Source organism: Ralstonia sp. VS2407, from assembly GCF_052950655.1.
The window spans coordinates 22,705-36,565 of record NZ_JBRFVG010000019.1 but is presented as its reverse complement, the minus strand read 5'-3'; the positions used below and the strand labels follow the sequence as shown (position 1 = coordinate 36,565).

The 13,861-nt window shown below is 64.7% G+C and carries 13 protein-coding genes; 4 read left to right on the top strand and 9 right to left on the bottom strand.

What is annotated here, in order from left to right:
• The first annotated feature begins 80 nt into the window (after nucleotides 1-80).
• The gene (locus ACU8YE_RS22445; RefSeq protein WP_102066852.1) at nucleotides 81-1,289 is read left to right on the top strand and encodes a ribonucleotide-diphosphate reductase subunit beta; all 1,209 of its coding nucleotides are present in this window, start codon (nucleotides 81-83) and stop codon (nucleotides 1,287-1,289) included.
• 154 nt (nucleotides 1,290-1,443) lie between these two features.
• Nucleotides 1,444-2,526: a M14 family metallopeptidase gene (locus ACU8YE_RS22440; protein ID WP_446929641.1), complete on the top strand. Its 1,083-nt coding sequence runs from the start codon at nucleotides 1,444-1,446 to the stop codon at nucleotides 2,524-2,526.
• On the opposite strand, the gene ACU8YE_RS22435 is transcribed toward ACU8YE_RS22440, so the two are convergent.
• The 6 genes from ACU8YE_RS22435 to ACU8YE_RS22410 all read right to left on the bottom strand — a co-directional run bounded on the left by ACU8YE_RS22435 (nucleotide 2,523) and on the right by ACU8YE_RS22410 (nucleotide 9,266).
• Entirely contained in the window at nucleotides 2,523-3,419 is an 897-nt protein-coding gene (locus ACU8YE_RS22435) for an EamA family transporter (protein ID WP_446929640.1), read from the bottom strand. The two genes, ACU8YE_RS22440 and ACU8YE_RS22435, sit on opposite strands and share 4 nt — an antisense overlap.
• A 123-nt stretch (nucleotides 3,420-3,542) precedes the next feature.
• Nucleotides 3,543-4,886, bottom strand: a complete 1,344-nt coding sequence (locus ACU8YE_RS22430; protein ID WP_446929639.1) for a peroxidase — start codon at nucleotides 4,884-4,886, stop codon at nucleotides 3,543-3,545.
• A 118-nt stretch (nucleotides 4,887-5,004) separates the two neighbouring features.
• Nucleotides 5,005-6,552 (bottom strand): methyl-accepting chemotaxis protein, encoded by a 1,548-nt coding sequence (locus ACU8YE_RS22425; protein WP_322017539.1) that lies wholly within the window; start codon nucleotides 6,550-6,552, stop codon nucleotides 5,005-5,007.
• Nucleotides 6,553-6,770: 218 nt separating this feature from the next.
• A complete protein-coding gene (locus ACU8YE_RS22420; RefSeq protein WP_232041045.1) occupies nucleotides 6,771-7,226 on the bottom strand; it encodes a DUF2147 domain-containing protein in 456 nt (151 codons plus the stop codon).
• Between the two features lie 66 nt (nucleotides 7,227-7,292).
• Complete coding sequence (locus ACU8YE_RS22415; RefSeq protein ID WP_446929638.1) at nucleotides 7,293-8,354, bottom strand: collagen-like triple helix repeat-containing protein; 1,062 nt, start codon at nucleotides 8,352-8,354, stop codon at nucleotides 7,293-7,295.
• Between the two features lie 132 nt (nucleotides 8,355-8,486).
• Nucleotides 8,487-9,266: a collagen-like triple helix repeat-containing protein gene (locus ACU8YE_RS22410; protein ID WP_322017542.1), complete on the bottom strand. Its 780-nt coding sequence runs from the start codon at nucleotides 9,264-9,266 to the stop codon at nucleotides 8,487-8,489.
• A gap of 766 nt (nucleotides 9,267-10,032) precedes the next feature.
• Between ACU8YE_RS22410 and ACU8YE_RS22405 the strand changes: the two genes are divergently transcribed.
• The gene (locus ACU8YE_RS22405) at nucleotides 10,033-10,218 is read left to right on the top strand and encodes a hypothetical protein (RefSeq protein WP_440076263.1); all 186 of its coding nucleotides are present in this window, start codon (nucleotides 10,033-10,035) and stop codon (nucleotides 10,216-10,218) included.
• A 786-nt stretch (nucleotides 10,219-11,004) separates the two neighbouring features.
• Nucleotides 11,005-11,580, top strand: a complete 576-nt coding sequence (locus ACU8YE_RS22400) for a histone H1-like DNA-binding protein (protein ID WP_004632965.1) — start codon at nucleotides 11,005-11,007, stop codon at nucleotides 11,578-11,580.
• Between the two features lie 251 nt (nucleotides 11,581-11,831).
• On the opposite strand, the gene ACU8YE_RS22395 is transcribed toward ACU8YE_RS22400, so the two are convergent.
• The 3 genes from ACU8YE_RS22395 to tpx form a co-directional block, all read right to left on the bottom strand.
• Nucleotides 11,832-12,299, bottom strand: a complete 468-nt coding sequence (locus tag ACU8YE_RS22395) for an outer membrane lipoprotein (protein ID WP_045204804.1) — start codon at nucleotides 12,297-12,299, stop codon at nucleotides 11,832-11,834.
• A 9-nt stretch (nucleotides 12,300-12,308) separates the two neighbouring features.
• Nucleotides 12,309-13,244: a carbohydrate kinase family protein gene (locus ACU8YE_RS22390; RefSeq protein WP_232041041.1), complete on the bottom strand. Its 936-nt coding sequence runs from the start codon at nucleotides 13,242-13,244 to the stop codon at nucleotides 12,309-12,311.
• A gap of 92 nt (nucleotides 13,245-13,336) precedes the next feature.
• Complete coding sequence (tpx, locus tag ACU8YE_RS22385; RefSeq protein WP_024979133.1) at nucleotides 13,337-13,837, bottom strand: thiol peroxidase; 501 nt, start codon at nucleotides 13,835-13,837, stop codon at nucleotides 13,337-13,339.
• Nucleotides 13,838-13,861: the final 24 nt, after the last annotated feature.

The window sequence follows — 13,861 nt, the reverse complement described above, 5'->3', positions numbered from 1 at the left end:
GGGGCGCCGTGACCTGAACGACACTGGACTCGCGCTCCAAAAGAGCGGGAGCGACGCGCAAAGAATTAGGAGAAGCACATATGCTGAGCTGGGACGACGACGTCAAACCTGCCGCACAACCTTCGGCTGCACCGCAGCCGGTGTATCAACCGCAGCCGCAACTGCAAACGGCCACCGCTGACCAGGGCGGCGTCCTGCCCCCGTCGGCCACGCAGGCCGCCGGCACGGGCATCCTCGGCAACAACCCGAACGCCGCTGCCGCACAGAGCAACCGCCGCGTGAACGCCGCTGACAAGCGCGTCATCAACGGCGCCACCGACGTCAACCAGCTGGTGCCGTTCAAGTACAAGTGGGCCTGGGAAAAGTACCTCGCCGGCTGCGCGAACCACTGGATGCCGCAGGAAATCAACATGTCGCGCGACATCGCCCTGTGGAAAGACCCGAACGGTCTGACCGAAGACGAGCGCCGCATCATCAAGCGCAACCTGGGCTTCTTCGTGACGGCCGATTCGCTGGCCGCCAACAACATCGTGCTGGGCACGTACCGCCAGATCACCGCGCCGGAATGCCGCCAGTACCTGCTGCGCCAGGCGTTTGAAGAGGCGATCCACACGCACGCGTATCAGTACATCGTTGAGTCGCTGGGCCTGAACGAGGCCGAGATCTTCAACGCGTACCACGAAGTGCAGTCGATCCGCGACAAGGACGAGTTCCTGATCCCGTTCATCGACACGTTGACCGATCCGTCATTCAAGACCGGCACGCCCGAGAACGACCAGAAGCTGCTGAAGTCGCTCATCGTCTTCGCCTGCATCATGGAAGGCCTGTTCTTCTACGTTGGCTTCACGCAGATCCTGGCGATGGGCCGTCAGAACAAGATGACCGGTGCCGCCGAGCAGTACCAGTACATCCTGCGCGACGAGTCGCTGCACTGCAATTTCGGGATCGACCTGATCAATCAGATCAAGCTCGAGAACCCGCACCTGTGGACGGCCGAGTTCAAGGCCGAGATCACGGAGCTGTTCAAGAAGGCGGTCGACCTCGAATACCGCTACGCCGAAGACACCATGCCGCGCGGCGTGCTGGGCCTGAACGCACCGATGTTCAAGGGCTACCTGCGCTTCATCTGCAACCGTCGCTGCCAGCAGATCGGCCTGGACGCGCTGTTCCCGAACGAAGAAAACCCGTTCCCGTGGATGAGCGAAATGATCGACCTGAAGAAGGAGCGCAACTTCTTCGAGACGCGCGTGATCGAGTACCAGACCGGCGGTGCGCTGTCCTGGGAGTGATCTGAGCCACGCGCTCGACCCGGCATCAACGTAGACAGGCGACGCACCATGCGTCGCCTGTTTGCGTTTTGGGGCGTCCATTCACGTTTGTGCGATTGCGCCGCGCCTGTCAGACATGGCACGCTGCGGCTACCACTGCCCCCGGATTCCCGCTATGACGGTCGAAGCCTTCTTCTCGCAGACCTACGATGAAGCGCGCAGCAAGTTCCTCGCCGCCGCACAGAGCCGGGGGCTTCGCATCGAGCGTCATCTGCATCCCGATGTGGCGGGGCCGTCTGGGGAGCAGCTTTCCATCGATACCGCGCTGCTCGCGCCGGCGCAGGCTCAGGCTCTGCTGATCGTCACCTCCGGCGTCCATGGTGTGGAGGGGTTCTGCGGCTCCGGCTGCCAGACCGGCCTGCTGCAAGACGACGAACTGTTCGCGCGGCTGGCGGCTGCCAACGTAGCGCTGCTGCTGGTGCATGCGGTCAACCCGTACGGGTTTGCACACTTGCGGCGCGTGAATGAAGACAACGTTGACCTGAACCGCAACAGCGTCGACATTGCCGAAGCCGCGTCCGCCAACCCGGCGTATCTCGAAGTCGATCCGCTGCTGCTGCCGCGCACGTGGCCGCCCAGCCAGGCGGATCAGGCAGCGTTGCAGCACTACATGGTCACCCGCGGCGAAAAAGCCCTGCAAGACGCCGCAACGAGCGGCCAATACCGCGTGCCGGACGGCATGTTCTACGGCGGCAGCGCGCCGTGCTGGAGCACGCTGCAGATGCGCGGGATCGTGTCGCGGCACGCGGCCGGCATGTCGCGCCTGGTGTGGATCGACCTGCATACCGGGCTCGGCCACTACGGCCACGGCGAGAAGATCTTCAACAGCCCCGATCCTGCCGAGCTGGAGCGTGCCATGCGCACCTGGGGTGCCGATGTTCGACCGATTGCTGCAGCGGGTTCGGTCTCGTCGGTCGTCAAGGGCGATCTGGTGGGCATCGCCTACGAACTGCTGCCCGGCATCGAGAAGACCTGCGTGACGCTGGAGTTCGGTACGCTCGCGCCGCTGGCGGTGCTGCAGGCGCTGCGCGCCGACCACTGGCTGCATCGCCATCCGGAGCAGGGCGCTGCGCAGCAGGCTGGCATCCGCAAGGGGCTACGCGATGCGTTTTATTGCGACGTGCCGGAATGGAAGGGGATGGTCTACGCGCAGACGCGCATGGCTGCATTGCAAGCCGCAGCGCGGGTTTCCGGCTAGCTCTGGGCGGGCTTGGGAGCGCGCACCGTCAGCGCACAGCCGGCCGACGCGGCGATGATGGCGAGGATTGCCACCCACTGGCGCCCGGTCAGTTGCTCGTGCAGCACGATCGCCCCGGCCAGCGCGCCGATGGCAGGCTCCAGGCTCAGCAACACGGAAAACGTCTTGCCCGGCAGGTGCTTGAGCGCCACCATCTCCAGCGAATACGGGATCGCGCTCGACAGCAGCCCGATCCCGAGTCCCGCCAGAATGAGCGAGGGCGAGAACAGCGCCCACCCGGCCTGCGCCACCCCAAACGGAATCGCAAACAGCGCACCGACCACCATGCCGATCGACGTCGCCTGGCCCGCATGCAGGCCGCCGAGGTTCTTGCCCGTCAGGATGTAGAGCGCCCAGCACACGCCGGCGGCCAGCGCATACACCGCGCCCAGGTGGTCCACCTGACCGACCGACTTGTCGGCCACCGTCAGCATCAGCAAGCCGACCACCGCCAGCCCGATCCACACGAAATCCAGCGCGCGGCGCGACAGCAGCACGGCCAGCACCAGCGGCCCCGTGAATTCGATGGCGATCGCAATGCCGATCGGCAACCGCTGCAGCGACAGGTAAAACAGCAGGTTCATGCTCGCCAGCGTGACGCCATACAGCGCGATGCGGCCGGCATCTGCGCGGCTCAGGTGCAGGCGCCACGGCCGCCAGAACGCCAGCAGGATCACCGCGCCAATCGTCACGCGATACGTGACCGTGCCCGCCGCGCCCAGCACCGGAAACAGCGTCTTGGCAAACGAGTTACCGAGGCACACGGAGGCCATCGAACCCATCAGGGCAAGGATGGGCATCCAGGGGGAGGTGGACGTCGTCGAAGCAGTGGAAGCGGAAGCAGCGGAAGGCATGAGCGACAGCGGAGGGGGGCGGCAGGAAGCGCGGCAGCGCAACGCCACAGCATAGCCGCGCGCCGCCGAGAAATCGTTGCGTTCTCGGCGGCGCGGGCGTCGCTTTTTATCGAATTGGCGTGCTTACAGGGCGGCTGCGCTGGGGCGGATCACGTCGATCAGCAACACGCGCTGGCCTTCGCGTTCGCCATCGGGGCGCGGCGTCACGCCGCGTTGGGGGCGCGGTGCAGCGAGCGGTGCCGGGTCTTCCGCGCTCATGCCGAAGACGGCCAGTCTGGACGCCGCAATGCGCTGTAGCGTGCCGCGCACGCCAGGCACGTCGAGGTCTTCAGGGTCGAAGCCGGTGGTGGCTGTCCAGTCGTCGCGGGCGATGTCCTGCAGGCCATTGGCCATCTCGAACTGCAACGACGCCCCAAAACCCTTCTGCAACGAGTGCGAGCCGAGCAGGTATTCCGCCGTCAGGAAGCCGCGCAGTCGCGTCCAGAATGCCAGCGAGCTGATATTGCCGCTCTTGAGCGCGTGGCTCGGGGCGACTTCCCAGCTGTGGTCGAGCAGTCTGTTGATGAGGCGGCCCCACGTTGGCACGTCTGTGCCGGCGGAGCAATCCTCGCCGGGGCCTTCCGGGCGTGCGAGCTGGCGCAGCAGGCCCGTGAACGAACCGGTGCTGGGCCGTGCGGCGCCGGCTTGCGGGCCGGAAGGCCAGCGCCATTGCAGCGGAGAAGCCGGCCGTGCGCCAGGCCATTGCGCGTAGTGCTGCAGGCCCGTGCAGGGCGTCAGGTAACGCCACTGGCGCTGGTCGCGGCCAACGCGGCGCAGCGGGTCCAGCTCAGCCGACAGGTCGAACTTGCCCAGGAAGGTTGCGTTGCGCGACTTGATCGGCGAACGCGCATAGACGTTGAAGTCGGGCCAGCCTTCGTACAGGTTGATCTGCGGTAGGGCGTGGTGCTTGTCGAGCGCATCGTCCGGCTGGTCGATGCGGCGGCTGGTAAGAAAGAGCGCGCGGCAATCGAGCGTCGGCACCGCGCCGCGCAAGCGCAGCAGCACGAGTAGATCGCCGAATTCCGCTGGGCGGGCTTCCGCGCGCGCCGGGTAGGCGTGCGGCTGTTCTTCGGGCCAGAAGGTGGTCAGGCGCAGGGCCGAACCCGGGAACGCACTGCGCAACCCTTGCCGGAGCAGGCGCAGGCCGTCTGCGTGGCGCAGGATGCGCAGGACGGAAAGATCGTCGCGCAAGGCGGCGTCGGGATGGGGCGCGCGGCCGCCGTGCTCTGCGGCCAGCGCAAAGCGCCACAGCGCGGTGTCGCTGGCCAGATCTTGTGCAGCGACATCGCGCACCGCACTGGAGCGGCCGCCGGACATCGGCTCATGGGCGTCGCCGGCGGTGTCTCCTGCTGCGGCATAGACGCTGGTGGTCGACCCGGCAATCGCGCCAAAAGGGCCCCTGAATGGCGGCCGGTTGCGCTCGGGCATGGCTATTCCAACATGGTTTTATCGATTCTCTGGCGCGCAGCATAGCACCATGCGACACACCAGAGAACGGCGCGGCGTCCCTCCCCTCGTTGGGGAGCAAGACGTGAAATCTCGGCGATCAGGCGGTGCGGAACGACGCCACCGCGTCGCGCAGCACCTGTGCCTGTTCTTCCAGCGACAGCGCGGCGGCCGCGGCCTGCTCGACGAGCGCGGCGTTCTGCTGCGTCACCTCGTCCATCTGCGTGACAGCTTGGTTGACCTGCTCGATGCCAGAGCTTTGTTCCTCGGAGGCCGAGCTGATCTCGCCCATGATGTCGGTCACACGCTTGACTGCGATCACCACCTCGTCGATCACGCTGCCGGCTTCGGCCACCAGCGTGGTGCCGTTTTCCACTCGGCCGACCGAATCGCCGATGAGTTCCTTGATTTCCTTGGCCGCCCCCGCCGAGCGCTGCGCCAGGTTGCGTACCTCGCCGGCCACCACGGCAAAGCCGCGGCCCTGTTCGCCGGCGCGCGCGGCCTCGACTGCGGCATTGAGCGCCAGGATGTTCGTCTGGAACGCGATGCCTTCGATCACGCCGATGATGTCGGCAATCTTCTTGCTGCTTTCGTTGATGCCCGCCATGGTGTCGATCACGCGGCCGACCACCTCGCCGCCCTTGGCGGCGATGTCCGATGCGTTGACGGCCAGCGTGCTCGCCTGGCGCGCGTTGTCGGCGTTCTGACGCACGATGCTCGTCAGCTCTTCCATGCTCGACGCGGTTTCTTCCAGCGACGAAGCCTGCTCTTCCGTGCGTTGCGACAGATCGGCATTGCCGGCGGCGATCTGCTTGGTGGCGCTCGCAATCGAATCCGCCGATGTCTTGATATGGCTGATGGTGCCGGTCAGTTGCTGCTGCATCTGCGCCATGGCGACCAGCATGCTGTCGCGGTCGCCGGCGCGGGTTTGCACGTGCACGGCGAGGTCACCGCCGGCAATGCGGCGTGCCATCTCGGCGGCGTAGCTCGGTTCGCCGCCCAGCCCGCGCTGCACGTTGCGGATGATGAGCGACATGGCCAGCGACACCGCGCCGCCCACCACCAGAATGACGATCAGATTGGCGATGAGCGAATGGCGGTACGCTGCATCCACTTCCTGCAGAAAGACGGCGCTGGAGATGTTCCAGTCCCACGGCACAAAGTGCTTCACGTAGCCGATCTTCGGCAATGCGGTCTCGCTGCCGGGCAGGCGGCCCTGGTATTCGGCAAAGCCGAAGCCTTTGTCTTTAGCGGCGTTGACGATGGTCGGGTAGACCGGTTTGCCGGTCGGGTCCTTGAAGCCTGCGGTGCTCTTGCCGACCATGTCGGCCAGCGTCGGATGCATCAGCAGGATGAACTGCGAGTCGACCACGAATAGATAGCCGGTGGAGCCGAAGCGCATCGAGGCCAGCGTCGACAGCGCGGCTTTCTTGGCGTCGGCTTCGCTCATGGCGCCCGATTGCGCGCGGCCGTGATACAGCTTGGCGATGCCCTCGGCGGCATCCACCAGGTTTTGCAGGCCGACCTTGCGCTCGTCGAGCATGGTTGCGCGGGTCTCCATCGCGCTCCAGATGCCGACGCCGATCAGCCCCAGCCACATCAGGCCCAACGCAAGACGCAGCTTTGCTTTGAGTGTCCACTGTCGCATGTCGCGTTTTCTCCACTTATTGTTTGACGTCTCCCCAACGGGGTAACGGCGGTGGAGTGGTCTTCTTTAATGGAGATACCGTGCGCGCAGTGTGCGGATTTCCGCAAAAAAAGAAGGCGCCGGCTTGCACCGGCGCCCGAAGAGACGGCACCCACCCACAAGGAGGGGGCGCCGCCGCGCGTTGGGATGTTTCGCTTGGTTCTGCTATCGGCAGGCGATCATTGCTCGCGAATCCAGGTCTGCGTGCGGCCCAGCAGGCTGATGCCCAGGAAGCCGCGCACATTCAGTTTCTGACCGTCTTCGGACAGCGACATCTTGGCGCTGTACACCTTGCCGTTTTCCGGGTCCAGGATCTGGCCGCCATCCCAGTTGTTGTTGCCGTCCGCCTTCAGACCCGTGAGGATCGTCAGGCCCTTGATGGGCTGGTCCTTGCGGTCGTCCGTGCACTTGGTGCAGGTCTTGTTCTCGTCGCCCGGCACCAGGATCTTGGTGACCTTGCCCGAGAACGTGCCGCCGTTATCGACGATCGTCACTTCGCCTTTCTGTTTGCCCGTGTTGTCGTCGATGGTCTTCCAGGTGCCGGCGGGGCTGACTTGCGCGAAGGCGCTGCCAGCGGCCAGTGCGAGTGCCAGGGCGCCAGCCAGGCGGGCGAGAGCGTGGGGGGTAGGTTTCATTGTGGAGTCTCCTTGTTGTCAGTCAAAAAAATCGGTGAGGGCTGATCGATGATGTCGGCGCAGGGATCAATGCGCGCTCAACGCACCGGTCAGGGGTGACAGCGGATTGCTGCCAGAGGTGCCGGCGGCGTTCGTGACGCCACCCAGCGCATTCGTGATCGGGGCGAGCGGGTTGCCGCTGCCGGCTGCGCCGCTCAGTGCGGTCGTGATCGGCGCCAGCGGATTCGTAGACCCGCCGCCGCTGCCGCCATTGATCAGGCCACCGGTGCTGGCCACCGTGCCGCCGACGGCGCCAACAACACCGCCCACGTCAGCCGCGACGGGGTTGCCGCCGGCCGCACCGACTTGCGCCCCTGCGCTCTGCAGGCCGCCGCCAACCGTGTTGAGCGCGCCGGCCAGCGGGCCGCCGAGCATCGTCGTGCTGCCGACCGTCTGCGTGCCCTTCACCACCTGCGACGACAGCGGCACGATCGCGTTGCTGCTCTGCTGCGTGACCTGCTGCACCGGGCCGCTCGACGTGCCAATCGTGACGAGCCCGCCAGCACCCTGCATCACCTGACCCAGCGCAGACACACCGCTGCCCACCGGTGACGTCACCGGATTCAGCGGCGCCAGCGGGCTGCCGGCGGCACCCAGATCCGAGACGGTCTGCCCCGCGTTGCCTGTCGTCACCCCAGCGGAGCGGATCACGTCACCCGAGCTTTGCACCGTGGTGCCGACCGGGTCGGGCGTCGAGCCGATCTTGCCGAGCCCATTGCTGATGCCGCCGCCCAATGTCTGCACCGTGTTGCCGGCGGACGTGACCGTCGCACCCAGGTCCTTCTGTGTCGCCGTGCCGCCGATGACGGGCACCGACGCCGTGCCGATCGTCGTGCCAAGGTCGCTGACGGTCTTACCCGTCTGCGTGACCACATTGCCGCTGCTGCTGGCCACGTTGCCGACCGGCACCGCGCCCGGATCGTTATTGGCCGTCGATGACGGCGTCGTATCACCGTTCGGGTTGCCACCCGAAGCGCAGCCGGCCAGCGTCAGCACGGCCACTGCAGCGGCTGCCAGCAGCGTGCGCGACGCCGAAACGGCGGACAACGATGCGGAAGAAGAAGTGTGGAGCGGGTTCTGAATCTTCATGGTGAGTCTCCTTGTAAGCGCGGCCCGTACCGCGTGTCACCGCCGGGTCAGAAGAACGCGCATCTGGCGTCCAGCGGGTAGCATCCGCCTGCGTTTGCCGTCGAATGCAAAGAAAGTTCTACAGAGCAGTGGCTAGTGGTGCACGCCGGATGTCACACCCGACAGCACACCGCCAACCAACCCGCCCACCGTTGTGCCGACGCTGCCCAATCCGCCGGTACCGCCACTGCCGGCTGCGCCAACGGCGCCAAGCGCACCGACGCCAGGCAGTCCCGCCGTCAACGAACCGACTGCCGTCGTGACCGGCGCCAGCGCGCCACCGAGCGCACCGGTCAGCGCGCTACCCGGCGCACTGCCCGCAGCAGACGGTGCCGCCGGCGAGACCATCGTCGACAACCCCGTGGTGACCGCGCCGAGCGTGCCCACCGTAGTGCCAACCGTCGATACCAACACATCGCCCTTGCCGGCCGTCGTGATCGTGCTGCCCGCGCTGCCGAGCGCGCCGCCCAGCGTCGCCAGCACGTTGCTCACCGGAGCACCAAGGCCCGTCGTCGCACCCAGCGTTTGTGTGGTCGAAGTCAGCGTGCTGGTGAGTGGCACGATGGCGGTGATGGTGGTGGTCGTCACCTGCTCGACAGGGCCGGTCAGCGTCGCGATGGGCGTGCTGCCGGTCGAGCCGGTGCCACCCGTTGCATTGCCGCTGTTGTCGTTCGACCACGTGGGCGAGCTTGATGCCGCGATCGCCGGCTTGGATTGCGAATCGCTGCCACCGCCAAGCGACGTACCCATGTCGCCGCTGCCCGAATTCGCGCAGCCGGCCAGCATGGCGAGCGACGCTGTCGCCAGCACGCACTGCAGGAACACTCCGCGCTTCGGCGGATTCGATTTCGACAAGAACGCTAGATCGCGCATCTTGTGCCTCCACTACTCAGAACAGAACGCTTGTGTTGGACCCCTTCTGTCTTGCGCTCTTTGCTCGTCGGGTTTGTCGTCGCCAGGCTGTGGGGTTGGCGACGACCTCCCTGTCTTGTCACGGGCCACGCGCAGGTCCGTGCCACACCGCGCGATCGATGCCGTGCTCATGTGGTGAGCGGATCGTGAAGTGAAACCGAATGGCATGACAATCAGCGGCAACCTGACACCCAGATATGCGGTTGCAGCAATTTGCGATCGTGCTTCTGCATTAAGCAAGACTGCGAGCCATTTCCCAGGCGATAAGTCCGCAGCAAAAATGGCCTGTGGATTGCCGTAGAACAATCCTTCTATCGTCGTAAAACAGCCTCGTTTCAAACGCAGTTGCGTGAACTTTTCAGCGGTTGCTGAGCAGGGTTTTCCCGCGATCGGCGATCGGTTTTGCGTTGCGCATGTCGCCAACGCACCGTCGTGCTCGCCCGCAGTTCGGCATCGTCCCGCCCGGGAGGGGGCGCATGCGTCGACACCAACATCGCATGCGTCGATGCGATTCGCGCGCACGTATGCATCGATGCGTCGACCCTCTCGCTAACACGTCGCGCATCGAACGCGCGGCACGCGATTTGCGGCACCTGCATGCACGCGGTTCACCATCGCAATCGCATCGACTTCGCGCAGCGCGCATCGGCGGTGTTCGAGATGCGAGTCAGCAGCGTCATCGACACGTTCAACATGTCGATGCGCATGTGTCGAGCGCATCGATTGCGTGCGTATCGACGTGTTGAGCGCGAAAAATTCGCGCGCGCTGTCGCATCTACGCATCGTTTTTTTCGACACGCATCGCGCTGCTCGCACGTCGGTGCGCACGACGATATTGAATGCGCGCGAGGCGCGTGCGTGTGTTCGCGATGCACACGCGCGCAACATCGCGCGTTGCTGTAAACCGGCATGACCACTGGGTTTGCGGGGCGCGTGTGTCAACGTGGAGCAACGCCGTAACGTGATGTCACGACGCAAGAAAATGCGCATTCGCGAGATCGATCTGCGTGCATGCGCGATTCGAATCGCAGCGACGCACAGACGCAGCGCAATCCTTCACCAAAACTCACCGCGCTTTTTGCATAAATCTCTTAACATCACCGCGCAAACGAATTATGATTCGCCTTGACAAGACGTTGACTTCGATGCAAGGAAGCTTCGCGCGATCAACGACGATGAAGTTCCAAGCGGCAAGTGAAAGGTAGTCGAGGAGCGTAACCACTTTGATGCACGCCACGCCGACAGGGCTGTTCGAACTCGGTGCCGTCTCTGCGATCCCCCCGTCGGGATGGGCGTACTACCCCCAAAAGAAAACGCGCGCTCTCCAGTTTCTCGCTGTCTGCAAAGTCACGCTGCACGCGGCTTTGCGGTCCACGCAGCGATTCGCGCAAGATCAGATTTCGACCGGTGTGGCCACGATGCCCCGGTCCTCTCAATTGTTGAAGACTCGCCGGATGCAATCTGTCTGGCAGCTTGCGGTTGCGCTCGTGCGCGCGACCAGGGCGTGCAACTTGCTGCGTGTGTTCGCCGCGCAAGTCGCAGAGCTTCCTACCGAATTCATTAGCGTGCGACTGCCGTTTGGTGGCGCGCCGATGAATCGCTCGCTCGGTTGGTCTGGCGATGCCAATGCATCGTGGGATCGGGCCGGTCGGGTTGCTCAATCTCGATAGTTCGATACCCAATCTTGAAGGAGTTTCCCATGGCAACTGCTGCTAAGAAGAAACCGGCCGCCAAGGCCCCGGCCAAGAAGGCCGCTGCGAAGAAGGCTCCGGCCGCCAAGAAGGCCGCTGCAAAGAAGGCTGCTCCGGCCGCTAAGAAGGCTCCGGCCAAGAAGGTCGCAGCTAAGAAGGTCGCTGCCAAGAAGGCACCCGCCAAGAAGGCCGCAGTGAAGAAGGTTGCAGCCAAGAAGGCCCCGGCCAAGAAAGCTGCTGTGAAGAAGGTTGCAGCCAAGAAGGCTCCGGCCAAGAAAGCTGCTGTGAAGAAGGTTGCAGCCAAGAAGGCTCCGGCCAAGAAAGCTGCTGTGAAGAAGGTTGCAGCGAAGAAGGCTCCGGCTGCCAAGAAGGCTGCTGCCAAGCCTGCTGCGAAGAAGGCTGCTGCCAAGAAGGCTCCGGCTGCGAAGAAGGCTGCTGCCAAGCCTGCTGCGAAGAAGGCCCCCGCGAAGAAGGCTGTCGCCAAGCCCGCTGCTGCTCCGGCCGCTGCACCTGCTGCACCTGCTGCCAAGACCGCGCTGAACCCGGCTGCGGCATGGCCGTTCCCGACCGGCAACCGTCCGTAAGTCATTCTGACGACGGTGATCCTCCGGGACCACAGCGGCGCGCAGGTCGCGCCCACCTGATCGGATACTGCGTATCCGGTCCGCAAGACCTCAGCGTCTTGCACCGCCCGCCGATCGGCTCACGCCCCGGCGGGCTTTTTCTTGCCCGAGCGTCGCGCATACGTTTCTCGCGGGCGTAAAAAAACCGCACCGGCGCGATGCCGATGCGGTGTTTCCATCAACCCCTCGGCCTGTCGGCCGAGCGTCGTGGATCAGTGCGTGACGCGCGTCACCCCACCCGATGAGAGCAGGCGCACGCGCTCGCCAGGACGGAAGGCCTCGTCGGCGTCCTGCGTGATCGCGCGGTACTCGCCGTTGTCGAGCTTGACGGTGATTTCCAGGCCCGGACGCTTGTTCATCTGACCCTCGAGCGCGCTGCCTGCAACGCCACCGAGAATCGCACCGAGCACACCGGCCGCCACCGAGCCGTTGCCGCGCCCGATGGCTGCTGCCGAACCAATGCCGCCGATCGCGCCGCCAGCAATGGTGCCAACACCGGTCTGCTCACGGTCGATCACGACATTGCGCACAGAATCCACCGTACCAAAGCGCACGGTCTGCTCGCGCTGCGCCTGCACCGAGGTGTAAGCGCTGTTGGAGTTGGTGCCCATGGCGCAGCCTTGCAGGCCAAGGGCGGCGACCAGCAGAGTCGCGGCGCCGATGCGATAGATGGGTTTCATGTTGATTCCTTATTGATACCTGTACCCGAAAGCGGATTCAAAGCGCTGGGCAATTTCGTCGACGGGCAGGCCGTGATTCTGCGGGCCTTGGCAAGCGATCTTGAGTGAGCCCATCAGGCTGGCGAGGCGACCGGTGGTGTCCCAGTCCAGGCCGTTCTCGATGCCGTAGAGCAGGCCGCCGCGGAACGCGTCACCGCAACCGGTCGGGTCGACCACACGTTCTGCCGGCACGGCCGGAATAGTGTACTGCTTGCCGCCGGCGTAAATCTCCGCCCCTTCTTCCCCGCGCGTGACGATGTAAGCCTCGACGCGCTGCGCAAGCTCTGCCGCACTGTAGCCCGTGCGTGACAGCATGACCTGCGCTTCGTAGTCATTGACCACCACGTAGCTGGCGAGTTCAACGAAGTGGCGCAGGTCCGCGCCGTCAAACAGCGGCATTGCCTGGCCCAGGTCAAAGATAAACGGCACGCCGGATTCGGCAAATTGCGTCGCGTGGTGCAGCATGCCTTCGCGGCTGTCGGGGCCCACCAGGCCGAGCCGGGCCGGCAGTGCATTCTTGACCGAATTGATGCTCGAATGGCTCATCGCGCCTGGGTGGAACGCGGTGATCTGGTTGTTGTCGCGGTCGGTCGTGATCATCGCTTGCGCGGTGAACGTGTCCGGAACCTCCGTAACGTGCGCTGTCGAGATACCGAGCTTTTTCAGGTAGTCCAGGTACGGGCCCGCATCTTGGCCGACGGTGCCCATGATGATGGGCTCGCCGCCGAGCAGTTTCAGCGTGTAAGCGATGTTGCCTGCGCAGCCACCGAACTCCCGGCGCATGGTTGGCACCAGAAAGGAAACGTTCAGGATGTGGATCTTGTCGGGCAGGATGTGTTCGCGGAAGTGTCCGTCGAACGTCATGATGGTGTCGTAGGCAACCGAGCCGCAGATCACGCTGGCCATATTGAAACACTCCAGATATGACACGGCCGCCCAGTGGACGGCCGTGTGATGAACGAGAGACCGGAAATCGGTCTCGATGCGATCAGTTCAGCTTACTTCAGCGCAGCCAGGGCGGCGTCGTAGTTCGGCTCGTCCTTGATCTCGGGCACGAGCTGCGAGTACAGGACGTTGTCGTTGGCGTCGAGCACGACCACGGCACGCGCGGTCACGCCAGCCAGCGGGCCCGACGTGATGTCGACGCCGTAGGCTTGCTTGAAACCCTTGTCGCGGAAGGTCGACAGCGGCTTCACATTCGCGATGCCTTCGGTGGTGCAGAAGCGGCCGGCTGCGAACGGCAGGTCGGCGGAGATGGACAGCACGACCGTGTTATCCAGCTTGGCTGCGGCTTCGTTGAACTTGCGCGTGGAGGTGGCGCACACCGGGGTGTCCAGGCTCGGCACGATGTTCAGGACCTTGCGCTTGCCGGCAAAATCAGCGAGCGAGACGTCTTTCAGGTCTGCGCCGACCAGCGTGAATGCCGGGGCCTTCGAGCCTGCGGTCGGGAATTGGCCGCCGACTTCGATCGGGTTGCCGCCAAGGGTCACGTTTGCCATGGTGTTACTCCTTCCTTTGATGCG

Bases quoted from the DNA above. Each gene is read 5' to 3' on its own strand.
- ACU8YE_RS22445 (WP_102066852.1), top strand. From the start codon at position 81: ATGCTGAGCTGGGACGACGACGTCAAACCTGCCGCACAACCTTCGGCT.
- ACU8YE_RS22440 (WP_446929641.1), top strand. From the start codon at position 1,444: ATGACGGTCGAAGCCTTCTTCTCGCAGACCTACGATGAAGCGCGCAGC.
- ACU8YE_RS22435 (WP_446929640.1), bottom strand. From the start codon at position 3,419: ATGCCTTCCGCTGCTTCCGCTTCCACTGCTTCGACGACGTCCACCTCC.
- ACU8YE_RS22430 (WP_446929639.1), bottom strand. From the start codon at position 4,886: ATGCCCGAGCGCAACCGGCCGCCATTCAGGGGCCCTTTTGGCGCGATT.
- ACU8YE_RS22425 (WP_322017539.1), bottom strand. From the start codon at position 6,552: ATGCGACAGTGGACACTCAAAGCAAAGCTGCGTCTTGCGTTGGGCCTG.
- ACU8YE_RS22420 (WP_232041045.1), bottom strand. From the start codon at position 7,226: ATGAAACCTACCCCCCACGCTCTCGCCCGCCTGGCTGGCGCCCTGGCA.
- ACU8YE_RS22415 (WP_446929638.1), bottom strand. From the start codon at position 8,354: ATGAAGATTCAGAACCCGCTCCACACTTCTTCTTCCGCATCGTTGTCC.
- ACU8YE_RS22410 (WP_322017542.1), bottom strand. From the start codon at position 9,266: ATGCGCGATCTAGCGTTCTTGTCGAAATCGAATCCGCCGAAGCGCGGA.
- ACU8YE_RS22400 (WP_004632965.1), top strand. From the start codon at position 11,005: ATGGCAACTGCTGCTAAGAAGAAACCGGCCGCCAAGGCCCCGGCCAAG.
- ACU8YE_RS22395 (WP_045204804.1), bottom strand. From the start codon at position 12,299: ATGAAACCCATCTATCGCATCGGCGCCGCGACTCTGCTGGTCGCCGCC.
- ACU8YE_RS22390 (WP_232041041.1), bottom strand. From the start codon at position 13,244: ATGGCCAGCGTGATCTGCGGCTCGGTTGCCTACGACACCATCATGACG.
- tpx (WP_024979133.1), bottom strand. From the start codon at position 13,837: ATGGCAAACGTGACCCTTGGCGGCAACCCGATCGAAGTCGGCGGCCAA.